Origin of the sequence: Saccharopolyspora terrae, from assembly GCF_004348435.1 — a bacterium.
GTDB lineage: Bacteria > Actinomycetota > Actinomycetes > Mycobacteriales > Pseudonocardiaceae > Saccharopolyspora > Saccharopolyspora endophytica.
In genome coordinates this window covers 27,038-50,221 of the sequence record NZ_SMKS01000004.1, presented here as the reverse complement: position 1 = coordinate 50,221, position 23,184 = coordinate 27,038, and the positions used below count along the sequence as shown (strand labels likewise).

The 23,184-nt window shown below is 69.1% G+C and carries 20 protein-coding genes and 1 pseudogene; 6 read left to right on the top strand and 15 right to left on the bottom strand.

Features of this window, described 5'->3' with window-relative positions; translation table 11 throughout:
• Positions 1-3 precede the first annotated feature (3 nt).
• From E1181_RS04240 to E1181_RS04230, 3 genes are all read right to left on the bottom strand, one after another.
• On the bottom strand, positions 4-1,221 hold the full coding sequence (locus E1181_RS04240; protein WP_132672563.1) for an ArsA family ATPase: 1,218 nt from the start codon (positions 1,219-1,221) through the stop codon (positions 4-6).
• An 8-nt stretch (positions 1,222-1,229) separates the two neighbouring features.
• A complete protein-coding gene (locus tag E1181_RS04235; RefSeq protein ID WP_132672562.1) occupies positions 1,230-1,670 on the bottom strand; it encodes an SRPBCC family protein in 441 nt (146 codons plus the stop codon).
• A gap of 90 nt (positions 1,671-1,760) precedes the next feature.
• Positions 1,761-2,549: a metallophosphoesterase family protein gene (locus E1181_RS04230; protein ID WP_132672561.1), complete on the bottom strand. Its 789-nt coding sequence runs from the start codon at positions 2,547-2,549 to the stop codon at positions 1,761-1,763.
• 256 nt (positions 2,550-2,805) lie between these two features.
• Between E1181_RS04230 and E1181_RS04225 the strand changes: the two genes are divergently transcribed.
• Complete coding sequence (locus tag E1181_RS04225; protein WP_132672560.1) at positions 2,806-4,614, top strand: AMP-dependent synthetase/ligase; 1,809 nt, start codon at positions 2,806-2,808, stop codon at positions 4,612-4,614.
• 111 nt (positions 4,615-4,725) lie between these two features.
• On the opposite strand, the gene E1181_RS04220 is transcribed toward E1181_RS04225, so the two are convergent.
• The 3 genes from E1181_RS04220 to E1181_RS04210 form a co-directional block, all read right to left on the bottom strand.
• Positions 4,726-6,024 carry a hypothetical protein gene (locus tag E1181_RS04220; RefSeq protein WP_408009162.1) on the bottom strand — a complete coding sequence of 433 codons (1,299 nt, stop codon included), beginning with the start codon at positions 6,022-6,024 and terminating at the stop codon, positions 4,726-4,728.
• Between the two features lie 98 nt (positions 6,025-6,122).
• Positions 6,123-7,169 (bottom strand): C40 family peptidase, encoded by a 1,047-nt coding sequence (locus E1181_RS04215; RefSeq protein WP_235876129.1) that lies wholly within the window; start codon positions 7,167-7,169, stop codon positions 6,123-6,125.
• A gap of 584 nt (positions 7,170-7,753) precedes the next feature.
• On the bottom strand, positions 7,754-9,115 hold the full coding sequence (locus tag E1181_RS04210) for an NYN domain-containing protein (RefSeq protein WP_132672559.1): 1,362 nt from the start codon (positions 9,113-9,115) through the stop codon (positions 7,754-7,756).
• Positions 9,116-9,191: 76 nt separating this feature from the next.
• Here E1181_RS04210 and E1181_RS04205 point away from each other — a divergent pair, with 76 nt between their 5' ends.
• Positions 9,192-10,907, top strand: coding sequence for a DEDD exonuclease domain-containing protein (locus E1181_RS04205; RefSeq protein ID WP_132672558.1), 1,716 nt, complete (start codon positions 9,192-9,194; stop codon positions 10,905-10,907).
• A 170-nt stretch (positions 10,908-11,077) separates the two neighbouring features.
• Here the strand turns inward: E1181_RS04205 and E1181_RS04200 are convergent, their stop codons facing one another.
• The 5 genes from E1181_RS04200 to ctaE all read right to left on the bottom strand — a co-directional run bounded on the left by E1181_RS04200 (position 11,078) and on the right by ctaE (position 15,881).
• The gene (locus E1181_RS04200; protein WP_132672557.1) at positions 11,078-11,503 is read right to left on the bottom strand and encodes a PPOX class F420-dependent oxidoreductase; all 426 of its coding nucleotides are present in this window, start codon (positions 11,501-11,503) and stop codon (positions 11,078-11,080) included.
• 92 nt (positions 11,504-11,595) lie between these two features.
• Positions 11,596-13,251, bottom strand: coding sequence for a cytochrome bc1 complex cytochrome b subunit (gene qcrB / locus E1181_RS04195; protein ID WP_132672556.1), 1,656 nt, complete (start codon positions 13,249-13,251; stop codon positions 11,596-11,598).
• Positions 13,248-14,378, bottom strand: coding sequence for a cytochrome bc1 complex Rieske iron-sulfur subunit (gene qcrA, locus E1181_RS04190; RefSeq protein WP_132672555.1), 1,131 nt, complete (start codon positions 14,376-14,378; stop codon positions 13,248-13,250). The genes qcrB and qcrA overlap by 4 nt, the downstream gene beginning before the upstream one ends.
• Entirely contained in the window at positions 14,375-15,181 is an 807-nt protein-coding gene (gene qcrC / locus E1181_RS04185; RefSeq protein WP_132672554.1) for a cytochrome bc1 complex diheme cytochrome c subunit, read from the bottom strand. Before qcrC ends, qcrA begins: the two co-directional genes overlap by 4 nt.
• Positions 15,182-15,269: 88 nt before the next feature.
• A complete protein-coding gene (gene ctaE, locus E1181_RS04180; protein ID WP_132672553.1) occupies positions 15,270-15,881 on the bottom strand; it encodes an aa3-type cytochrome oxidase subunit III in 612 nt (203 codons plus the stop codon).
• Positions 15,882-15,967: 86 nt separating this feature from the next.
• On the opposite strand from ctaE, the gene E1181_RS04175 reads away from it, so the two are divergent.
• The 3 genes from E1181_RS04175 to trpD all read left to right on the top strand — a co-directional run bounded on the left by E1181_RS04175 (position 15,968) and on the right by trpD (position 18,162).
• Positions 15,968-16,402 (top strand): hypothetical protein, encoded by a 435-nt coding sequence (locus E1181_RS04175; RefSeq protein ID WP_235876118.1) that lies wholly within the window; start codon positions 15,968-15,970, stop codon positions 16,400-16,402.
• A 122-nt stretch (positions 16,403-16,524) separates the two neighbouring features.
• Entirely contained in the window at positions 16,525-16,932 is a 408-nt protein-coding gene (locus tag E1181_RS04170; RefSeq protein ID WP_132672552.1) for a hypothetical protein, read from the top strand.
• A 195-nt stretch (positions 16,933-17,127) separates the two neighbouring features.
• Complete coding sequence (gene trpD / locus E1181_RS04165; protein WP_207922007.1) at positions 17,128-18,162, top strand: anthranilate phosphoribosyltransferase; 1,035 nt, start codon at positions 17,128-17,130, stop codon at positions 18,160-18,162.
• 248 nt (positions 18,163-18,410) lie between these two features.
• Here trpD and E1181_RS04160 read toward each other — a convergent pair whose 3' ends face one another.
• The 3 genes from E1181_RS04160 to ctaC all read right to left on the bottom strand — a co-directional run bounded on the left by E1181_RS04160 (position 18,411) and on the right by ctaC (position 20,174).
• Entirely contained in the window at positions 18,411-18,695 is a 285-nt protein-coding gene (locus E1181_RS04160; protein WP_132672550.1) for an Lrp/AsnC family transcriptional regulator, read from the bottom strand.
• 99 nt (positions 18,696-18,794) lie between these two features.
• Positions 18,795-19,193 carry a cytochrome c oxidase subunit 4 gene (locus E1181_RS04155; protein WP_132672549.1) on the bottom strand — a complete coding sequence of 133 codons (399 nt, stop codon included), beginning with the start codon at positions 19,191-19,193 and terminating at the stop codon, positions 18,795-18,797.
• A gap of 42 nt (positions 19,194-19,235) precedes the next feature.
• Entirely contained in the window at positions 19,236-20,174 is a 939-nt protein-coding gene (ctaC, locus tag E1181_RS04150; protein ID WP_132672548.1) for an aa3-type cytochrome oxidase subunit II, read from the bottom strand.
• 441 nt (positions 20,175-20,615) lie between these two features.
• Here ctaC and asnB point away from each other — a divergent pair, with 441 nt between their 5' ends.
• A complete protein-coding gene (gene asnB, locus E1181_RS04145) occupies positions 20,616-22,544 on the top strand; it encodes an asparagine synthase (glutamine-hydrolyzing) (RefSeq protein WP_132672547.1) in 1,929 nt (642 codons plus the stop codon).
• Positions 22,545-22,617: 73 nt separating this feature from the next.
• Here asnB and E1181_RS04140 read toward each other — a convergent pair.
• Positions 22,618-23,127: pseudogene (locus E1181_RS04140) on the bottom strand (M23 family metallopeptidase); the annotation flags it as partial.
• Positions 23,128-23,184 lie beyond the last annotated feature (57 nt).

Genomic DNA, 23,184 nt, shown 5'->3' with positions numbered 1-23,184 from the left:
GGTTCACCGCATCCACAGATCGGGGTCGGGACGGAACCGCACCGTCAGCCCGTCGTCGCCGGCCACGGCCGAGGTCACCACGCACCGCTGCAGCACAGCGGGCAGGGCGACGAGCCGTCGCCGTCCATCGACGGTAATCGCCAGCTCGGGTCCGATCCGGGCCAGGTCCAGCTCGGCCGCCGGGTGCAGCGGCAGTCCGATGCGCAGCGTGTACTCCGCGTCCAGCGACTTGCCGCCACCGCCGACGCGCATCTCCGGCGGGGTCGCGTCGTTGGCGAGCGGGTCGCCGTCGCCGTAGAGCTCAGCGCCGAGTTCCAGCAGCTGCGCGGTGCCGACCGGCTCGGCGGCGCGGTGCTCGACGGTGCGCAGCGGCAGGTCGGTGGCAGCGCGCAGCGTGTCGAGGACCGCCTCCTGCTCCTTGCGGCGGGTCCGCAGCCAACCGGCGGCGTCGCCCCGAGCCGAACCCGGGTGCGGGACCACGCGATTGGCGACCAGCCCGTCGACGCGGATCCGCTGCAGAGCGAGGGCCGTCAGCGTCCTGCGGGTCTCGGCGGCGACGACGGATTCCGGCGTCAGCACCAGGCGAACGCTGGTGCCGGGGTCGGTGAGCATCTCCTTGAGCGCGGCCAGCTGCTCGGCGAGCCTGCCGAGCCCGTCGGCGACGGCGTCCCAGCGCTCCACCTGGTCGCTGCCGGCGATGCCGGCCAGCAGACCGCGAACGGCCCTGCGATGGGCGGGGAACAGCCGCTCCAGGTACCCGGCCAGGGACTCGGGAAGTGCCAGCAGGCGCAGCGTTTCAGCGGTCGGGCCGCAGTCGACGATGACGGTGTCCCACAGCCCGCTGCTCGCGAGCCGGTGCACCTCGGTCAATGCGAGCAGGTCCTCGACACCGGGCAGCACGGTGAGCTCCTCGGCGTCGACCTCGCCGACCCCCGCGCCCCGCAACAGGGTTCGCAGGTGCTCGCGGAGCTCGCGCCAGGTCCCGTCGACGAGGCTGCGGGTCTGGACCTCGGCGGCGTGCAGCACCGCGCCGGTGTCACCGACGCGGACCTCGGCGGGTTGCGCGCCCAGGTCGGCGGCGAGCGCGTCGGCCAGCGAGTGGGCCGGGTCGGTCGACACCGCCAGCACCTTGCCGCCGTCGCCCGCGACGCGCGCGGCAGTGGCCGCGGCCAGGGTCGTCTTGCCGACCCCGCCCTTTCCGGTGAACAGCAGTATGCGCAATGGGCGATCTATTCCGCTTCCACGCGGCGCTTGAGCTCCTTGAGCGCCGTATCCATGATCATCTTCTCCGCCTTGCGCCGGAACAGGCCGATCATCGGGATCGCCAGGTCGACAGCGAGGCTGTAGGTGACCTCGGTGCGCTCGTCACCGAGCGGCTTGAGCGCGTAGCTGCCCTTCTGGGCCTTCTGCACCTGACCTTCGACCAGCTCCCAGCTCACCGAGAGGCCGTCGGCGGACCAGCTGTAGACGTTGGTGTAGGTGTCCTTGACCACGCCCGCGTCCAGCACGAAGCGGACCCGCTCGGCGCTCCCGCCGGAGTTCTGGGTGAGCACCTCGGTCTCCTTGACCGCTTCCGCCCACTCCGGATACGCCGGGAAATCCGCGATGACCGCCATGATCCGCGCAGCGGGGGCCTCGATCTCGATGGACTGGGTGGACTGATCGACCATGCGCGCAGGCTACCGGGTAGCCACCCGCGCGGCGTCAACGAGGAGCGAGGTTTCTGCGAAGTCCGCGAAACTCACCTCCTCGGGCGTCATTCACCACCGCAGGACGTACGGCCGCTCCGTCCGCTTGAAGTGCCCGACGTTGACGCACTCGGTGCGGCCGATGCGCATCCGCTGCGACAGCGGCTGGTGCACGTGCCCGAACAGCGACCACCGGGGCTGATCAGCGTTGATGCGCGCCAGCACGCTGGCGGCACCGGCCTCCTGGCTGCGCGCCACCACGTCGTAGGTCAGCTCCGCGACGGCGGGCGGCTGGTGGGTGCACAGCACGTCCACGGCGGGCAGCGAGGCGACCGCCTCGTCGTACTCCTCCGCGACACGCAGGTAGGGCACCCAGGCCGAGTGGAGGCGCAGCGTCGCTCCTTCGGGCAACCGCACGCCACCGACGAACCCGAACGTCAGCCCGCCGATCTCGGTCGTCTCGCCGTCGAGGACGTGGATGCCCTCGCGCGCGAACTCCGGCCACAGGTAGGGCGCGTCGACGTTGCCCGGCGTCGCGTAGGTGGGTGCGGTCATCGCGCCGAACAGCTCCGCGTACTGCTCGCGCACGGCGTCGGCGACCGTCTGGGCCGGGTCGGTCAGGCTCGCCCACAGCGAGCGGATGTAGGCCCCGAACTCCGGGCCGCGGCGGCTGCGCCGCAGTTCGGCGAACCGCTCGACCTTCTCCGCGCCGAAGACGCGACCGAGGATGCCGTTGCCGTGATCGTGGTAGTCGACGAAGTCGATCAGGTCACCCAGCACGACCAGCGCGTCGGCCCCGTCGCCGGCGCGCTTGAGCGCCTCGACGTTGCCATGGACGTCGGACACGACGTGAACGCGCAACTTCCAACCCCACTTCCGAGATGACGGCTTCTGTCGAACCTAATCCGCCGAGGTGCCGGATCGCACCGCCCGTTGTGCACTTGTTCTTACCCGCCGTCGCCGCACCCGTCGCGCCGCCGACCGGTGGACGATCGTCCGAATGGAAGAGGTTTAGGCTGTGCCCGCTGGTGTGGCCTGAGATAACGGGGGCTACCGCCCAGTAACTATCAGCGTTAGGTTGAGCCCACTAGACAGGCTTTTCTTCGGAGGTTTCGACGTGCGAGAGTTCAGCGCACCCGCCACTACGAAAGTGGCCGAGGACGAGAACCTCACCGACATGGTGTGGGCCAACGCGGAGCGTTTCGGGAGCACCGTGAGCTTCCGGCGCCGGGTGGACGGCACCTGGGTCGACGTCACCGCCGCCGACTTCGCCGCGCAGGTCCTGGCCGTGGCCAAGGGCATGATCGCCGCCGGGCTGGAACCCGGCGACCGGGTGGGGCTGATGTCCCGCACCCGCTACGAGTGGACGCTGCTGGACTTCGCGATCTGGACTGTCGGATGCATCACAGTCCCGATCTACGAGACCTCCTCGGCCGACCAGGCCGAGTGGATCCTCACCGACTCCGGCGCGAAGGCCGCCTTCGTCGAGACCGAGGCGCACCGCGCCGAGATCGACAAGGTCATCGACCGGCTCTCCGAGGTCCGCCACGTCTGGCAGATCGAGGGACCGACCAGCGGCGGCGCGGCCGGCGCGGTCGACGAGCTCACCGCGCTGGGCGCCGAGGTACCCGACCAGCAGGTGCACGAGCGGCGCAGGGCGGTCACCGCCGAGGACGCCGCGACCCTCATCTACACCTCGGGCACCACCGGCCGCCCCAAGGGCTGCGTGCTGACCCACCGCAACCTGCTCGCCGAGGTGCGCGCCGACATCGACGCGTTCCCGCAGCTGACCAAGCCCGGCAACTCATTGCTGATGTTCCTGCCGATGGCGCACGTGCTCGCCCGCGCGATCACCATCATGTGCGTCTACGGCAAGGTCACCCTCGGCCACACCGCGGACGTCAAGGACCTGATCAACGACCTCGGTTCGTTCCGGCCGACGTTCGTGCTGGCCGTGCCGCGCGTGTTCGAGAAGGTCTACAACACCGCGAAGCAGAAGGCCCACGGCGACGGCAAGGGCAAGATCTTCGACGCCGCCGAGGAAACCGCCGTCCAGTACTCCAAGGCCATGGACACCGGCGGCGCCGGGCTCGGCCTCAAGGTCAAGCACGCTGTGTTCAACAAGCTCGTCTACGGCAAGCTGCGCGCCGCGCTGGGCGGCCGCTGCATCGCGGCGGTCTCCGGCGGTGCTCCGCTGGGCGAGCGGCTGGCGCACTTCTTCCGCGGCGTCGGCGTCCCGGTGCTGGAGGGCTACGGCCTGACCGAGACGACCGCCGCGGCCGCGGTGAACGTCGAGGAGGGCTTCAAGGTCGGCACCGTCGGCCGCCCGCTGGCGGGGACCTCGATCCGCATCGCCGAGGACGGCGAGATCCTGATCAAGGGCGACGTGGTGTTCAAGGAGTACTGGAACAACCCGACCGCCACCAAGGAGTCCATCGAGGACGGCTGGTTCCACACCGGCGACCTGGGCTCGCTGGACGACGAGGGCTACCTCCGGATCACCGGCCGCAAGAAGGAGATCATCGTCACCGCCGGCGGCAAGAACGTCGCCCCGGCCGTGCTGGAGGACGGGCTGCGCTCGCACCCGCTGATCAGCCAGTGCATGGTGGTCGGCGACCAGAAGCCGTTCATCGGCGTGCTGATCACGCTGGACCCGGAGTTCGTGCCGTCCTGGCTGGCCAACAACAACCGGCCGGCCGACACGCCGATGTCCGAGCTGATCAACGACCCGGACCTGCGGGCCGAGGTCCAGGGCGCGGTCGACGAGGCCAACAAGGCGGTGTCCCGGGCGGAGGCGATCAAGCAGTTCCGCATCCTCACCGAGGACTTCACCGAGGCGACCGGCGAACTCACCCCGAGCATGAAGCTCAAGCGCAACAAGGTCGCGGAGAACCACGCGGCCGACATCGAGGCGATCTACTCCTGAGCCACCGGCACCGTCCGGTCGACCCGGGCGGTGCCGGTTCTCGAACGCCTCCGGGTGACACACGGCGGTGCGACGACCGGATTCCGGTCGTCGCACCGCCGTTCTCGTCCCTCAGGCCAGCGACCTCGGGAGGTCCGCGCCCCAGGCCGCCAGCAGCTGCGGCGAGGTCATGCCGGTGGACTCGTGGAGGGCGGCCTCCGCCTCGTCCGGGCTGGTGGCCATCGCGATGCGGCGGTAGAGCTGGGTGAGGCCCGGCTCGCCCAAGCGCTGCGCCAGGAAGTGCACCACCGACCAGGACTGCTGGTAGGCGAGGTCGAGACGGCGACCGGCCTGGTGGAACTCGGTGTTGGTGGGCAGCCGCAGCGGCGGGCCCACTTCCCGGACCGAGCGGGCGAGGTCCGGGGCGACGTCGCGCGGGGCCAGTCCGCTCTTGCGGTAGCCGATGTAGTCCGGGTAGCCCTCCAGCATCCACATCGGAGCGCCGTCGGCGGTGACCGCCCGAGCCGCGACGTGGGTGATCTCGTGCCGCAGCACCACGCCCAGCGCCACACCGGAGAGCTGCTCGGTGGTGCTCGGGCTGAGCACGACGCGAGCGCCCTCCACCCGCCTCGTCCGGGTGTCCACCAGATCGGCGATCGCCACACCGGCGATGCCGTCGACGGCGAACTCCGGTCCCACCAGCGACCGCAGCTCCTCCGGTGAGCCGGGAACCAGCACGCCCACGCGCTGCGCCCAGCCACTCCCCCACACCTCGGTCACGTCGGCCACCGACGCGTCCAGCTGCTCCGCGATCCGGTCCACAGCGGCGGCGTCGTGGCCCACGACCACCCCGCGATCGGTGCGCCGCACCTCGACGCGGCCGAAGTCCCACGGTCCGCGCCACGCGTCGGGCACCACGCCGGTGTCCGCGGACAGGTACCAGGAGGCGCCCCGGCGGACGAACAAGTAGCCGAGCGGGCGCTGCGTGGGCACCGAATCGGCACCGGACAGCGCGTACCGCAGCACCACCCGGGACGCCAGCACCTCGTCGGCGGCCGGAACCGGGGCGTGCGCCAGCGGAGCGCCGTCGAGCCGGTAGCCGAAGCTGCTCAGCGGCACGGACCGCAGGTTGTGGAACAGCTGCACCTGGCGCTGCTGGAACTCGGCGGGCGCTTCCGGGTCCACAGTGGCCGCGAACGCCGCTTCGTCGCCGTCCCGGATGGATTCCTCGCGGCGGGTCAGCAAGTCGCGCACGGCCATCTCAGGGGCCGGCAACCGGGCGGCCAGACCCGCGTGCCCGGCCGGGGCCGGCGGTGGTTCGACCGGAGCCGGGGACGGCAGACCCACCAGCGCGAGCCCACCCAGCACCGCGGCCGACGCGGCGAGCACCAGCCAGCCGCGCGCTTTTCCGGTCGAAGACACGGCTCGCATCGTAAGTCCGTTCACCGCACCGGTCGACGCAAACCGCACGCGAAAACGTTTCGGGGCCGGCACCCGAAGGCACCGGCCCCGAAGCACGACTTCGCGGATCAGCCCGCCACGCGGCGCATGGCCGTGACGTCACCGATCTTCTTGTAGTCGGTCACCTTCACCACGTCGCCCGAGGTGGGGGCGTGCACGGCCTTGCCGTTGCCGATGTACATCGACACGTGGCTGACCGGGCTGTAGTAGAAGATCAGGTCGCCCGGCTTGAGCTGGCTGGCCGTCACCGACTTGCCCTCGCTGACCTGGGTCTTGGTCGAGCCGCCGATGGTCACGCCCGCCTGCTTGTAGGCCCAGTACATGAGCCCGGAGCAGTCGAAGCTGCTGGGGCCCTTGGCGCCCCAGACGTAGGGCGAGCCCTGCTTGCCCAGCGCCGCGTTGACGGCCTGGATGGCCGCACCGGCACCGGCGATCGAGTCGACACCGGTCTCACCGTCGGAGATCAGGGAGTCCTGGTCCTCGCCGCTGAGCTCGGCGTACTTCTCCTCGACCTTCTCGATCTGGTCCTTCATGGCCTTGGACTTGTTCTTCATGTCCACGGACAGCCGTGCGGCGTCCTGCTCGGCCTGGGCCGCGCGGTTGCGCGCGTCCTTCGCGGTCCGCTCCGCGTTCTCGGCCTGGTGCGTGGCCGCCGCGAGCGCCTTGACCGCGTCGTTGTTGTCCTTGGCCAGCGCGTCCAGCGCGGAAGCGCGGTTCAGGAAGTCGTCCGGGGTCTCGCTCACCAGCAGTGCGGAAAGCTTGTTCAACCGCGCGCCCTGGTAGGAGGCGTGGGTGAGCTTGTCGACCTGGCCGCGGAACCGTTCTTCTTCACCGCGGGCCTGGTTGGCGACCTGCTCGGCCTGCACGGCCTGAGCTTCGGAACGAGCCAGTTCGGCCTTCTTGGCCTCGTGGTCGTCCTCGGCCTTCTTCATGTCCTCGGTGAGCTGCTCAGCCTGGTGCTGGAGCTCGCGGACCTGCTTGGCCGCGTCCGAGGCGTTGTTCGGGAGAGGCGGGTCTGCGAGGGCGGCACCGCCGGAGGTCATGCCGACGACTGCAGCGACCGCGGTAGCGGCCAGGGCGCCTCGCAATGAGCGCTTGATTCCGTGCGACGCCACGTCGCGCACAGCTCCTTCTGCTTCCGACCGCCTGACCGCATGCGGAAAACCCGCTGGAACGCGGCCCGGTTCCCCGACAAAACCGAATCAGCGGCGCCTCGCGTGTCGCCCGGTATGAGCAACTGATCGCCACGAGGACTCAGGTAGGTTACGAAAGGTGAGGCGACACGTCTAGAAGCGGGGCCCCTTTTCTACTGAGCGCGACTGAACTCCCCTAACGGAGGATAGTCACTTGCTCACAGTAACGGATCTTGCGCCACCGTCACCTGGACTTGTCACCACAACACGCCCACCTTCGGGATACGGAGCGTACCCGAGTGATCCACTATGACTTCGGACACCTCCCCGAAGTCGCCGGGCGGCACCAGAACAGCGACGAACGGCTGGACCCGGTTTGAGAATGCGGCGGAGCCGCTGTTTCAGGTGCGGGACTCAACCTGCACCGCCGCAGGTTCGCCAGCGGCTTCGTGGCGAGCACGTCGCGACGCGTGTATTGGACATACATCAGGAGCGCGCACGGAGTCCACGGAGCCGCTCAGGTTCTGCTACCCGCACCGCTGAGCAAAACGACTCCTCAACAGCACCTAGACCCGGTTCAGCCGTGCCAACAACATCGCCGAGGACACCGAGTAGGCGCCGCGCCGCTGCACCGAGGTCACCACCGCCCGGTCCGACGTGGCGACCACGACCTGACGGCCCTCCGGCTCGGCGGCGACCAGATCGCGGATCACGTCGTCGGCCTGCACCCCTGATTCGCTGAACAGCACCCGCACCCCACGAGGTCCCGCCGTCGGCACCGCCAGCACGTCCGCCCCGTCGAAAACCAGCGTGACCTCGGCACCGGTGCGAGCGGCCAGCGCCGCGAGCTGATGGCTCAGCCGATCGCGCTGATCGGCCAGCGGCAGCTCCGGATACCCGGTCTTGGTGACGTTGTAGCCGTCCACGATCAGGTGCACCGCGGGAAGGCCCAGGAGCCTGTCCAGCGCGGCGACGTCGGCGACCACGCCGGAGGTCGCCATCTGCTCCCGGACCCGCCGCACCACGTCGGCCGGGCGCGGCCCGGAACCGGCGGCACCCAGCTCGCGGCGCAATCCGCCGACCGCGCCCTCCAAGGTCTCCAGCAGCAGCGCCAGCCGGACCTCGTCGCCCTGCCGCGCCTCCCGGGCGCTCTCCCGCGCCACCCGCACCTCCGCGGCGGCGTGATCGGCGCGCTGCCGCTCATCCTGCGCGCGCAGGCGTTCACGATCCCGGTCGGCCGCGACCTCGGCGACGGCCGATTCCCGTTCCTCGTGGGCCCGCGCGAGCTCCTCCCGCGCGGCCTCGGCGGCGTCCTTGGCCTCCCGCAACCGCACGCCCTGCTCCCGCAGGCGCTTCCGCAGCCGGTCGGCTTCCGCGTTGCCCGCGGCCTGATCCGCCGACTCGCGAGCCTGCGCGAGCTCCGCCTTGAGCCGGTCGACCTCGGTGGTCAGCCGCTCGACCTTCGCCAGGGCCGAATCGCGTTCTGCCCGCAACTGCCCCTGCTCGGTGCGGAACCCGATCAACTCCGCGTAGTGCGAGGCGATCGCGGCGCCCTGCAACACCGCCGCGGCACCGACGACCACCGGATCCGGGTCCTGCAACGACAGCGCCCCCGGGCGGTGGTTGCGGCACCAGTCGAGCACCGAGGTGCGGAACACCGAGGAATCGCGCAGCGCGCTCAGCAGCGCGGGCTGACCAAGCTTGGCGCGCTTGGCCGGTGCGAAGCGCACCACCGGGCGCAGCGCGGCGGGCACGTCGGTCGAGCGCATCTCGTCGAGCGCGCCCGCGGCCAGGTCGGCCAGCCGGGCGCGCAGCGGAGGAGGCAGGTGCTCGGGATCGACAGGCGCGGCACCGGGAGTCTGCTGGGAACCGTCCACAGCGGACTCCTCCGGAGTGGGACCGTCCGGCCCCGAGTTCGGTGTCGCCATTCCCACAGGCTAATCGCCGTCGTTCCGCGCACACGCACGCGTGGCGGTGTCGGTGGTGGGACGTAGCGTGCCGATGATGTCCGCGCACCGCCAACTGACCTTCGACGAGATCGCCATCAGCGAGGAAATCCCGCTGCAGGAGGCGACGTTCGTGGTGGTCGACCTGGAGACCACCGGTGGCGACCGGCAGGGCGACGCCGTCACCGAGATCGGCGCGGTGAAGGTGCGCGGCGGAGAAGTGCTCGGCGAGTTCGCAACCCTGGTCAACCCCGAACGCGGCATCCCGCCCGCCGTCGTGTCGATCACCGGCATCACCGAGGCGATGGTGCACGACGCACCTCGCTGGGACAGCGTGCTGCCCGCGTTCCTGGAGTTCTGCCGCGGCGCGGTGCTGGTCGCGCACAACGCTCCCTTCGACCTCGGATTCCTGCGGGCCGGCTGCGAACAGCTCGGGCTGGAATGGCCGAAACCGCAGGTAGTCGACACCGTCCGGCTGGCTCGCCGGGTCCTGACCCGCGACGAGACGCCCAACCACAAGCTCGGCACGCTGGCCCGCGTCCTCGGCGCCCGCACCGAACCCGTGCACCGCGCGCTGGACGACGCCCGCGCCACCGTCGACGTGCTGCACGCCCTGCTGGAACGGCTCGGACCGCTCGGCGTGCGCACCCTGGAGGACCTGCTCGGGCACCTCCCGGACGTCACGCCCCAGCAGAAGCGCAAGCGCGGCCTGGCCGATTCGCTGCCCAACTCCCCCGGCGTCTACCTCTTCCGCGGCCCCAACGACGAGGTGCTCTACGTCGGCACCGCCTCCGACCTGAGGCGACGCGTGCGCCAGTACTTCACCGCGGGCGAGCGCAGGGCCCGCGTCAAGGAGATGGTCGGCATCGCCGACCGGGTGGACCACGTCGAGTGCGCGCACCCGCTGGAAGCCGAAGTGCGGGAACTGCGGCTGCTCTCGGCGCACCAACCCCGCTACAACCGGCGCTCCAAGTTCCCGCAGCGCGCGTGGTGGGTGGTGCTCACCGACGAGGCGTTCCCGAGGCTGTCGATCGTGCGCACGCCGCGCGAGGACGCGCTGGGGCCCTTCGGTTCCCGGCACGCCGCGAGCGCGGCCGTAGAAGCCCTGCAGTCGGCGACGTTCGTCCGGCGCTGCACCGAGCGCCTCTCACCGCGCAAACCGATCCGGCCGTGCGCGCTGCACGAGCTGGGTCGGTGCGGCGCCCCGTGCGCCGGGCTGCAGAGCGCCGAGGAGTACGAGCCCGAGGTCATCGCCATCCGGGACGTGATCCGCGGACGCAGCGGAGACCTGCTGGAGCGATTGCGCGAGGAGCTCCAGCGGCTCTCCGACACCGAGCGGTTCGAGGACGCTGCCAACCACCGCGACCGGCTCGCCGATCTCGTCCGCTCGCTGGACCGCGGCCAGCGGCTGTCCGCGCTCGCCTCGGTCCCGGAACTCGTCGCGGCCCGCCCGGACGGGCGGCGCGGCTGGCACCTGTCGGTCATCCGCCACGGCCGGCTCGCCTCCGCCGGGGTCGCGCGCCGGGGCGTCCCGCCGATGCCGGTCGTCGACATGCTCCAGGCGTCGGCGGAAACGGTGCTCGACGGCCCAGGTCCCCTCCACGGCGCCACCGCCGACGAGACCCGCGTCATCTACCGCTGGCTCACCACCGGCGGAACCCGCCTGGTCCGCACCACCACGCCCTGGACCGAGCCCGCGAGCGCAGCAGCCACCTGGCGGACCTGGCTCGACAAGGCCACCACAGGCCGAACCCCCTACGCAGCCATCGACTGACCCCACCCTGATCGCCCCGGTGATCAGAACGCCGATCACCGGGCAATCCGTCCACCACCCGGAAAACCGCCGCAATCAGGGTCCCGATTACGGCCGTAATCCGGTTCGTCGGGCGGAGAACGGCCGTTGTTGGGGGTCTGATTACTGCGGTATTCGGGGTTTGAGCTGGGTCAGGCCGTCATGTCGAAGGCCGCGTTGATCTTGGTGGGGTGGATGCGGATCGCGAGTTCGCCGGGGACGCCGTTGCGACGGCCGAACTCCTCGGCCTTGTCCGGTCCGACGTAGCGGGCCGCGATCATCGTGGCGGTGTCGACGAGGTCCTGGGGATCCTCGGACACCTCCGCCGTGCCCTGGACCTGCACGAACGCGTACGGAGGGTGGGGCAGGTCGACGCACAGCGCCAACCGGGGGTCGCGGAGGACGGACCTGCCCTTGGCGGAGTCCTTGCCGGTGTTGAACACCAGCACGTCGCCGTCGACGACGAACCACACCGGCGCGACCAGCGGACGGCCGTCGGCGGCGGTGAAACCGAGCAACCCGGTCCGGGTGCCCTGGGAGAGGAACTCGCGAACCTTCGGATCCTGCAACGTAGCCATGCCCGGACGCTACCGACCGCCGCGAACCCGCGCCGGAGACGCGAAACGGCCCGGCACCCGCTCGGGGTACCGGGCCGATTTCGGCTTCGTGCTTATTCCGTCGGCTGCGAAGGCTTGCCGGCGGTCAGCTGCGCGCGCTCCTCGGCTTCGCGGACCGCGTCGTCGTGACGGGCCTGCTCCAGCGCGGCGGTCTCCTCGACCGGGTCCGGCTTCAGCAGGCTGCCCTCGACCGGGTGACCGGCGGCGCCCAGCTGGTTCATCTTCTTCGGCACCGGAGCGCCCTGGTAGGGCAGCGCCTCCGGGTGGCCGTGGTCGTCCACCGGGCCGAGCGGCTGGTGGACCTCGATGAACTCACCGTGCGGGAGCCGCTTGATGATGCCGGTCTCGACGCCGTGGTCGAGCACCTCCCGGTCGCTGTGCTGGAGACCCAGGCACATCCGGTAGGTGATCCAGTAGGCGATCGGCGGCGCCACCAGCAGGCCGATGCGGCCGGCCCAGGTCATCGCGTTCAGCGAGATGTTGAACTCGAAGGCGATGATGTCGTTGGTACCGGAGATCATCAGCACCATGAAGAACGTCAGCGCCATGGCACCCAGCGAGGTGCGTACCGGGTTGTCGCGCGGACGCTGCAGCAGGTTGTGGTGCGCGTTGTCGCCGCTGAGCTTGCGCTCGATGGCCGGGTACATGATCGCCGCCGTGAAGATCATGCCCATGAACAGCGCGGTCGGGAAGAACGGCGCCGGGATAATGAACGGTCCCAGGTAGACCTCCCAGGCCGGCCACAGACGCGACGAACCGTCCGTCCAGATCATGTACCAGTCGGGCTGCGACGCGGCGGAGATCTGCGAGGCGATGTACGGGCCCAGGTTCCAGATCGGGTTGATCTGGAAGACACCGGCCATGATCGCGCAGACGCCGACGACCATCGCGAAGAAGGCACCGGCCTTGACCGCGAACACCGGCATGATCCGGACGCCGACCACGTTGCTCTCGGTGCGCTTCACGCCCGGGAACTGGGTGTGCTTCTGGTACCAGACCAGCGCCAGGTGCGCCGCGACCAGACCCAGGATCAGACCCGGCAGCAGGAACACGTGGAACAGGTAGAACCGCGGGATCAGGTCGGTGCCGGGGAACTCGGCGCCGAACAGGATCCAGTGCACCCAGGTGCCGAGCACCGGGACCGACATGGTGATGCCGGAGGCGATGCGGACACCGGTGCCGGACAGCAGGTCGTCCGGCAGCGAGTAGCCGGTGAAGCCCTCGAACATGCCGAGGATGAACAGCGTGACGCCGATCATCCAGTTCGTCTCACGCGGGCGCCGGAACGCACCGGTGAAGAAGATGCGCAGCATGTGCGCCACCATCGACGCCATGAACAGCAGCGCCGCCCAGTGGTGCAGCTGACGGGCGAACAGACCGCCGCGAACCTCGAAGGAGATGTTCAGCGTGCTCTCGAACGCCCGCGACATCTCCACGCCGCGCAGGTTGGTGTACAGGCCCTGGTACTCGACCTCCTGCATGGAGGGGTCGAAGAAGAAGGCCAGGTACGTGCCCGTGATCAGCAGCAGGATGAACGTGTAGAGCGCGATCTCGCCGAGCAGGAACGACCAGTGCGTCGGGAAGACCTTGTTCAGCTGCCGCCGCATGCCGGGAGCCAAGCGGTAGCGCGTGTCCAGCTCGTCGGCCGCGTGCGCGACTTTGCCGTACAGCTTGCTCTCTCCCTTCGTGGGCGTGGTGATCGAACTCATGACTTACGCTCCCAGTACGCCGGACCGACGGGCTCGATGAAGTCGCCTTTCGCCACGAAGTAGCCGTCCTCGTCCACCGTGATCGGCAGCTGGGGCAGGGCACGCGTGGCCGGGCCGAACACCGGCTTCGCATAGGTGTTGACCACGTCGAACTGCGACTGGTGGCACGGGCAGAGCAGGCGGCCGGTCTGCTGCTCGAACAGCGACGTCGGGCAGCCCAGGTGGGTGCAGATCTTCGAGTAGGCGTAGTAGTCGCCGTAGTTGAAGTCTTCCTGCCCCTTGCGCTTGACCGGCTTGCTGCCGGGGCGGAGCCGGATCAGCATGACCGGCGCGTCGCCCTTGCGCATCGAGGTGATCAGCTCGTGCTCGTCGTGCCGCCAGGCTTCCCGGAACGGGAAGACGGTCTCGAAGCCACCGGCGTCGATGTCCTCGGGCCGCAGCAACGAGACGTCGTGCGGGTTGCCGGTGTCGCGACGCAGGTAGATCTTCTCGCCGGGGTGCTCCGGCATCCAGCCGGTGTGCAGCAGCGACTCCTGGCCCTCTTCGGCCCAGGGGTTGCGCACCATGCCGCCGAGTGCGAACACGCCGGCGCCGAGGCCGAAGGCACCCAGGCCGAAGCCCGCGGTGCGCGTGATCATCTTGCGGCGGGCGATCCCGCTGCGGTTGCCGGCGTCGGCCAGGATCGCGGCCGTCGTCTGCCGGTCGACCTCGCTGGACCCGTGACCGTCGTGGCGCTGCTGCACCGCGACCTCGTGCGGGATGAACTTCTTCTGGTACTGCACGACGCCGATGCCCACGGCCAGGATCGACAGGCCGAGGAAGAAGCCGATCAGCGGGTTGTACAGCGAGTAGATGAAGTGCGCGGTCGGATCGGTCGAGGGCTGGTAGCCCCACGGCCAGAAGATGAACACCGCGATGAAGGCCAGCGCGGACAGGCCGGCCAGCACGAACCAGGCGGCGACGTTGCGCTCGGCACGTCGCTCGGCGCGGGTCCCGCTGACCGGGAAGTTGTCCCGGTACTCGACCAGCTCGACGTCGTCGAGCGCCAGGCCGAGCCGCATCTTCTCGTCGCGGCTCATCTCCGCCAGCTCGGCCTCGGTGTAGTCCTTGTTCTCTTGCTCACTCATGCCCTGGCTCCGATCCACAGGGTGAGGCCGATCAGCGCTCCGAGTCCGACGACCCAGGCGATCACCGTTTCCGGTCCGGGGCCGTAGCCGCCGAGGGAGTTGCCGCCCGGGTTGTTGTTGCCGTTGGTGACGGACTTGACGTAGGCGATGATGTCTTTCTTCTCTTCCGGCGTGAGCTGCCGGTCCGAGAACTTGGGCATGTTCTGCGGCCCGGTGAGCATCGCGTGGTAGATGTCCTGCTCCGTCGCCTGGTCCAGGTTCGGCGCGAACTTGCCGGAGGACATCGCGATGCCTCGTCCGGTGAAGTTGTGGCAGGACGAGCAGTTCAGGCGGTAGAGCTCGCCACCGCGCGAGGGGTCGCCGCCCTGCAGCGCCTGACCGGACTGCTTCTGGGCCGCCGGCCCACCGCCGTAGGTCTGCACGTACGCGCCCAGCGCGTCGATCTCCTCCGGGGTGAACTTCGGCGGCTTGCGCATCGCCTGAGCTTCCTGGCGGACCATCGGCATGCGGCCGGTGGAGACCTGGAAGTGCACTGCGGCTTCGCCGACGCCCGTCAGGCTGGGTCCACGGTCCTGCACGCCCTGCAGGTTGGATCCGTGGCAGCTGATGCAGGCGTTGTTGTAGAGCTGCTCGCCCTGCCTCACCAATGCCGGGTCCGCTGCGGCGTGCGCGGTCTGCGGCTCGGGAGTCAGGACGGTGTACAGCCCACCGGCACCCACCAACGCAATGCCCAGCGCCAGTACACCGGAGATCCGCCGCTTGAGCTTCGAGCCCGCGCGGTTCCGTTTCTTAGTGGTGGTCATGAGTGCGGCAACCCTTGCTGTCCGGTTCGGGGTGTTCGTTTCGGCCTCGTTCGTGCCAGGCGATCGAGGTTCCTCGCTGGAGGAGCGATCACGGGACGAGGTAGATCACGGCGAAGAGGCCGATCCACACGATGTCCACGAAGTGCCAGTAGTACGACACGACGATCGCTGCGATGGCTTGAGCCGGCGTGAACTTGCTGAGCTTCGTCCGGATGATCAGGAAGACGAACGCGACCAGTCCGCCGATGACGTGCAGCCCGTGGAAGCCGGTCGTCATGTAGAAGACCGTTCCGTAGGCCGACGACGCGATCGTGGTCGCGTGCTCGGTGACCAACTGGAAGTACTCACCGGCCTGCCCGAGCACGAAGACCGTGCCCATGATCAGCGTGATCACGTACCACCGGCGGAGACCGAAGACGTCACCCCGCTCCGCCGCGAACACGCCCCACTGGCAGGTGAACGACGACGCCACCAGGATGACCGTGAACGGGAGGGCATACGGGAGGTTCAGGTGAGTGGGCGGTGGTGGCCACGCGCCCTCGTTCTGCGCCTTCACCGTGAAGAACATGGCGAAGAGTCCAGCGAAGAACATCAGCTCGCTGGCCAACCAAACGATGGTGCCGACGCTGACCATGTTGGGTCGGTTCAGCGAGTGCACGCGTTGACTGATTGAGGGCGCTGCCGTTGTCACGCGACGCATTATGTCTTGCAGCTTTTCCCCTCGCGCCCTCGGGTCCTCCCCTACGACTGCGAGGTGATCGGATTGCGATCTGGAGGTAACTCAACGTGAAAGCTCTTCGGTCCGCTCTGACCGCGCTGGGACTCCGCCGGACCGACCGCGACAAGCCCGTGATCAGCATCGATGACCCCGGACTGCAGGTGGTGGTGTGGTCCTACGACGACGCCGAGGCCGCGTCGACGGCACTGGCCAGGGCTACCCACTGGAACCCGGACGATCCTGCGGTGCTGCGCCACCACCTGGCACTTCCCGGTGACGTGGTCGACACCGCGAGGGCCTTGCTGGCCTCGGATGAGTGGACCTTGCGCCCCGGAGGCCGCGGAGATGACCTCAGCGTGTCCGGTTTGACCCCGTTGGTAGCGCTCCGTGTGCAGCGATTGGATGCGTTGCATTGCTCACAGGAGACCTCCCGGATGGCCGGTCTGGCGCAACGGCACGGCGGCGAGACCTTCGGCTGGGACGCCCTGCAGCCGGGGCCGTAATGATCGAATCCGGCCGGGTGGCTACTGTCACACCCGCTCGGGCAGCTAGCATTCGGACCTGTTCATGCCCCGTGCTGCGCAGATCGGGTGCGGGTGTCCGCAAGCTCGCCGAGGAGCCAGTGATGAGCACCGCAACAACGAACGTTCTCGTGTTCAGCCACCGCGCCGAGGTCCGGGAGGCGATCATCAACGCCGTCGGGCGACGCCCGGCACCCGATCTGGACCGGCTGCACTACACCGAGGCGAGCACCGTCGCCGACGTCCTCAGCGAGGTCGACGCGGGCAAGGTCGACCTGCTGATCCTCGACGGCGAAGCGCAGCCGACCGGCGGCATGGGCGTGTCCCGGCAGCTCAAGAACGAGATCACCCAGTGCCCGCCGGTGGTCGTGGCGGTCCGCCGCAAGGACGACCGATGGCTCGCCACCTGGTCGCAGGCGGACGCGGTCCTGGTGCACCCGCTGGACCCGCTGGCCTCCGCCGAGACCGTCGCTGAGGTCCTGCGCACCCAGGGCAAGCCCGTCCCGGCCTGATCCTCGCCTCGCCCGCGAGGGCGACTCGGTCTGCGCAGGCACCGACCGGGCCTCAACGGAATTCCGCGTTCCGGTTTCCGCTGAGATCCGGTCGGTGCCTGCGATCCATGCCATATCGGGCAGATCAGGAGGCGTGCGCGGCGGCACGATAGTTTTCCTTGGACAGCCGAACCGACGGAGTAGATCGTGGGAACCATGGCGGGAAGTTGGGCAGGGCTGCTGGGCAGCCTGGTCGCGGGTACGGACCTGTCCGCGGAGGACACCGCCTGGGCCATGGACCTGATCATGTCGGGCGAGGCGACACCGGCCCAGGTGGCGGGCTTCGTGGTGGCGCTGCGGGCCAAGGGCGAGACGTCCGCCGAGGTGCGCGGGATGGCCGACGCGATGCTCCAGCACGCCCGCACGCTGGACATCACCCAGCGCGCGGTGGACATCGTCGGCACCGGCGGTGACCGCAGCGGTAGCGTGAACATCTCCACCATGGCCTCGATCGTGCTGGCAGCGTCCGGGGTGACCGTGGTCAAGCACGGCAACCGCGCGGCCTCGTCGAAGTGCGGCACGGCCGACGTGCTCGAAGAGCTCGGCGTGGCGATCGACCTGCCGCCGACCGCCGTGGCGCGCTGCGTGGAGGAGGTCGGCATCGGCTTCTGCTTCGCGCCGGTGTTCCACCCCGCGTTCAAGCACGCCGGAGCCCCGCGGCGCGAGATCGGCATCCCGACCGCGTTCAACGTGCTGGGCCCGCTGACCAACCCGGCCCGACCGGCCGCAGGCCTGATCGGCTGCGCGGACCGCCGGATGGCGCCGGTGGTCGCCGAGGTCTTCGCCGCGCGCGGCAACGCGGCGCTGGTGGTGCGCGGCGACGACGGCATGGACGAGATCACCACCACGGCCGCGAGCACGCTCTGGGTGGTCAACGACGGCATGGTCCGCGAGGACGCGCTGGACCCGCAGGACTTCGGCATCGCCCGCAGCCGCCCGGAAGATCTGCAGGGCGGGGACGCGAAGGACAACGCCGAGGTCGTCCGCGATCTCCTGGCAGGCGCCACCGGCCCGGTCCGCGACGCGGTCCTGCTCAACGCGGCCGGAGCCTGCGTCGCCTACGACGGCCCCGGAACGGACCTGCGGACGCAGTTCGAGGCCGGCCTGACCCGAGTGGCCGAAGCCATCGACTCAGGCGCCGCAGCGGCCCTCCTGGACCGCTGGACAACCCTCTGCGCAGAACTCCGCTGAAGGAACAACAGCTGCTCGCCTTGCTCAGCGGTGCGGGTGGGGGAACCACGGCCACAACACCGTCAGGCAAGCACCGGAGGTGCTTTCTCTTTCACCACCTGAGCAACCGGCACCGCCGCGGGTTCTGACACGTCTTCTGGGGAGGACAGCCGCAGCGCCGCGTATCGACATACTCAAGTCGCGGATCCCGGAGCCAGAAGGCGTGTCAGGTTCCGCCACCCGCACCGCTACGCCGAAGGATCAATCCGCTACTCCTCTTCGAGACCGATGGAGAAGGCTGCTTCTGTGTCCCTGCGGGAGTAGGAGCGGAAGGCGATGTGGGTGTCGGTGTCCTGGACACCGGCGACCTTGTTGATCTTGCCGGGGACGATGTCCGCGAGGTGCTCGTGCTTGGCGACGCGGAGCATCGCGATCAGGTCGACATCACCGGCGCAGGAGTAGACCTCGTCGACGCCGTCGATGTCGGCGATCTCCTGAGCCGCTTCGGCGAGGCGGTCGGCGGCGGTCTGGATCAGCACGATGGCCGTGATCACGAGGGAGAACCTCCTGCTGCGTGGTTGTTCGTCGAACGAGATCCTAGATGCGAAAAGGCCCCTCGGTCGCGACCGAGGGGCCTTTCACGTTCTCTTGCGTCAGTGGCTGCTCTGACCGGTGTGGTACTCGAACACCAGCCCGGCGACCATGATCAGCAGGAAGCCGACCGCGAGCACGATCATCCAGACGTGGAAGAACGCCAGGGCGATGCCCGCGAACGCCGCACCGGCGGCCAGGCCGACCGGCCAGTAGCTGCCCGGGCTGAAGAAGCCCAGCTCACCAGCACCGTCGCTGATCTCCGCGTCCGGGTTGTCCTCGGGACGCTCCTCGATCCGGCGAGCCACGAAGGAGAAGTAGCTGCCGATGATCAAGGACAGACCGCCGACCAGGACCAGCGCCACGGTGCCCACCGGCTCCTTGGCCCAGACGCCGTAGACGACTGCGGACAGGAAGAAGAAAACGGTGATGATGTTGAAGATCTTCGATTCGACCTTCATGGAGTCCTCGCTCTCACGCCGTACGCCCTGTCGAGGGCACCCCTAGCTGTTCGTCCCGATGCCGGAGGGCACGCCACCGGTGCGGTCGGTGTTGAACGGAACACCGGTCACCGCGTGCGGCGTGCACAGCTCACCGCAGTTCATCGCGCCGAGGGCCTCGGCAGCGGTGTAGGTCTGCCCGGTCTGCGGGTTCACCTGGGTGCGCAGCTGCATGTACCGGTCGAACTTGTCCGGCGAAAGCGCCCGGACCTCGAAGTTCATCATCGCGTGGTAGGTGCCGCACAGCTCGGCGCACCGGCCCACGAACGAGCCTTCCCGCTCAACGGTGTTCTGGAAGACGTTGTCCTGGTTGTTCTTCTCCGGGTACGGGAAGGTGTCCCGCTTGAAGTGCCACTCCGGGACGAAGAACGAGTGGATCACATCGGTGGAGCTGATGTGGTACTCGACGCGCTGCCCGACCGGCACGACCAGAAGCGGGATCTCGCTGCTGCTGCCGACGGTGCGCACCGGCTGCCCGTCCGGCGTCTTGTAACCGGGGTAGTTGAACTCCCAGTTCCACTGGAACGAGATCACGTTCACGGTCTGGTCCGGCTTCGCCGGCTTGGCCAGAACCGTGTTCTGCGTGACCGCCGTGAAGTAGAACAGCACGACCACCAGCACGAACGGAATCGCCGTGTAGATGAGCTCGAGCGGCAGGTTGTACTGGAACTGACGCGGCAGTTCCTCGTCGTTCTTCTTCTTGCGGTGGAAAGCGACCGACCAGAAGATCAGTCCCCACACCAACACACCGACCGCGAGTGCTGCGATCACCGACCAGGTCCACAGGTTCCGCATCGCCTCGGCCTGCGGGGTGACACCCTCTGGCCATCCGAACCGCAGGACCTCGTCGGTCGTGCAGCCAGTGGCCGCGACACCAACCAGGCCGATCAGACCAGCGACCTTGACCAGCCGTGGCACTCGGGTCCCCTCCTTCAGGCCCACTGCGCGACGCCTCCTCGTGCAAAACTCACCGAAGCGGCTTGGTCGATCCCCGTTCGCCCGCAGGCAACCGCAGATCCGCCGCCGGAATCCTGGGCAGAGCCTAGCCCAGGTGTAGCCGCGATACTGCTCCGGGGGCGTCGATCGCTCGCGCAGTGCTCGTCTCGAAGTGGCGGAGCCACTTTCTCCTTCGGGTGACCACCTGAGCAGCCTGCACCGCCGGGGGTTCTTCAGCGGCTTCGTGGCGAGCACGCCGCGACGCCGCGTATCGACATACTCAAGGAGTGGCGCGCGGAGTCCACGGAGCCGCTCAGGTTCCCCCACCCGCGCCGCCGAGCAGGACGACCCAGAACGCTCCACACCACGCGCGTGCAGCGCGCGGGCTGAGGTTCTGCATACTGGAGCCAGCCTTTTCCCCCCGACTCGGAGAGGTGCACGAGACGCGTGTGCGGCCTGCTTGGACTCATCTGTCCCACTGAAGAATCTGCCGGTTACAGCGTGAACGCCGTGGCCAACGCGCTGCCCTGTCAACGACACCGGGGACCGGACGAGAGCGACACGTGGCAGGGCGGTGAGGTCGTCCTCGGCTTCAACCGGCTGTCCATCATCGACCTTGAGCACTCCCACCAGCCGTTGACCTGGGGTCCGCCGGAGAACCCGCGGCGCTACACCATCACGTTCAACGGTGAGATCTACAACTACCTCGAGCTGCGCGCCGAGCTCATCGAGCAGTACGGCGCCCGCTTCGCCACCGACGGCGACACCGAGGTCATCGTCGCCGCCTACCACTACATGGGCCCGCACTCGGTCGGCCGGCTGCGCGGCATGTTCGCGTTCATGATCTGGGACAGCGAGCGCAAGGTGGTCTACGGCGCGCGCGACCCGTTCGGCATCAAGCCGCTGTTCTACGCCACCGGTCCCGGCGGCACGGCCTTCGCCAGCGAGAAGAAGAGCCTGCTCAGCCTGGCCAACACGCTCAAGATCGGCGAGGAGCTCGACCACAAGGCGCTGCAGCACTACTTCGTGCTCCAGTACGTGCCGGAGCCCGAGTCGCTGCACCGGCAGATCCGCCGCATCGAGTCGGGGACCTCGTTCACCGTCTCGCCGGGCGGGCAGCTGGTGACCGAGCGGTACTTCCAGCCGAACTTCCGGCCGCGCCCGGCCAACACCGACGCCGACGTGCGACGGCTGCAGAACGAGATCGTCGATGTGATGCGCGACTCGGTCGCCAAGCACATGCGCGCGGACGTGACGGTCGGCTCGTTCCTGTCGGGCGGCATCGACTCCACGGCGATCGCAGCGCTGGCCAAGGAGCACAACCCGAACCTGATCACCTTCACCACCGGTTTCGAGCGGCAGGGCTACTCGGAGGTGGACGTGGCCGCCGAGTCGGCCGCGGCGATCGGCGTCAAGCACGTGGTCCGCACCGTCTCCGCCGAGGAGATGATGGAGGCGCTGCCGCTGATCATCTGGTACCTCGACGACCCGGTGGCCGACCCGGCGCTGGTCCCGCTGTGGTTCATCGCCCGCGAGGCCCGGCAGCACGTGAAGGTGGTGCTCTCCGGTGAGGGCGCCGACGAGCTGTTCGGCGGCTACACGATCTACCGCGAGCCGCTGTCGCTGGCGCCGTTCGAGAAGGTGCCGGGCGCGCTGCGCAAGGCGATGGGCAAGGTCTCCAGCCACATCCCGGAGGGCGTGCGCGGCAAGGACCTGCTGCGCCGCGGTTCGCTGGACCTGGAGGAGCGCTACTACGGCAACGCGCGCATCTTCCGGGACGACCAGCTGCGCAACATCATGCGCGCCTTCGACCCGGGCGTGTCGCACAAGGACGTCACCGGCGGCCCGTACAGCCTGTCGAAGGACTGGGACCCGGTGACGCGGATGCAGCACGTGGACCTGTTCACGTGGCTGCGCGGCGACATCCTGGTCAAGGCCGACAAGGTGACCATGGCCAACTCGCTGGAGCTGCGGGTCCCGTTCCTCGACAACGAGGTCTTCCGGGTGGCCAGCACGGTGCCGCTGGAGCAGAAGATCACCAGCGAGACCACCAAGTACGCGCTGCGCCAGGCGCTGTACCAGGTCGTCCCGGCGCACGTGCTCAACCGGCGCAAGCTCGGCTTCCCGGTGCCGATCCGGCTCTGGCTCAAGGACGAGATGCACGACTGGGCGCGCAACATCATCCAGCAGTCCCAGACCGATCACCTGCTGGACCGCCGCGCGATCCTGCAGCTGCTGGAGGAGCACCGCTCCGGCGTCCTCGACCACAGCCGCCGCCTCTGGGCCCTGCTGGTCTTCATGCTCTGGCACGCCATCTTCATCGAAGGCCGCCTCTCCCCCGAGGTCCCGGAGCCGCACTACCCCGTGCGCCTCTGACCACGCACCCGCACAACGGCCGGTCCGCCTCGCTGGAGGTGGACCGGCCGTTTTCATGCCCCCAGGGGCGTCAGCAGTTGTTCTTGCTGGTGAAGGGGGTGTGGTCGTAGTACGGGACGGCTTCGCCGTTGAGGACGACCTTGCGGTCGGCGCCGTCGAGGATCTGCTCGTAGTGCAGGTGGGGGCCGGTGACTCCGCCGGTGGCGCCGGCCTCGCCGAGCTTGCCGCCTGCCGACACCTCGTCGCCGACCGAGACGGCCTGGCTGGACAGGTGGGCGTAGCGGGTGCGCCAGCCGTTGCCGTGGTCGAGTTCGATCCAGCGGCCGTAGCTGGTGTCGCCCTCGTTCTCCGACCTGGTCACGGTGCCTCCGGCGGAAGCGAGGACGGCCATGCCGGTGATGCCCTCGCGCTGGAAGTCGACCGAGTTGGCCGGGCTGTGCCCGCTGAAGGTGGCGGCCGTGACCTCGACGCCGCACTTGAAGGGCACCTGGAAGTTCGGCGCGGCGGACGCCGGCGCCTGGGAACCGACCACGGCGACGGCGGACAGCGCCGCCGCTGCCATGGTCGTTGCTAATCGTCGCATCATGCGAGTCACCTCCGTGTCGTTGGTGACTCACATGCGACCACGGTCATTCGGGCA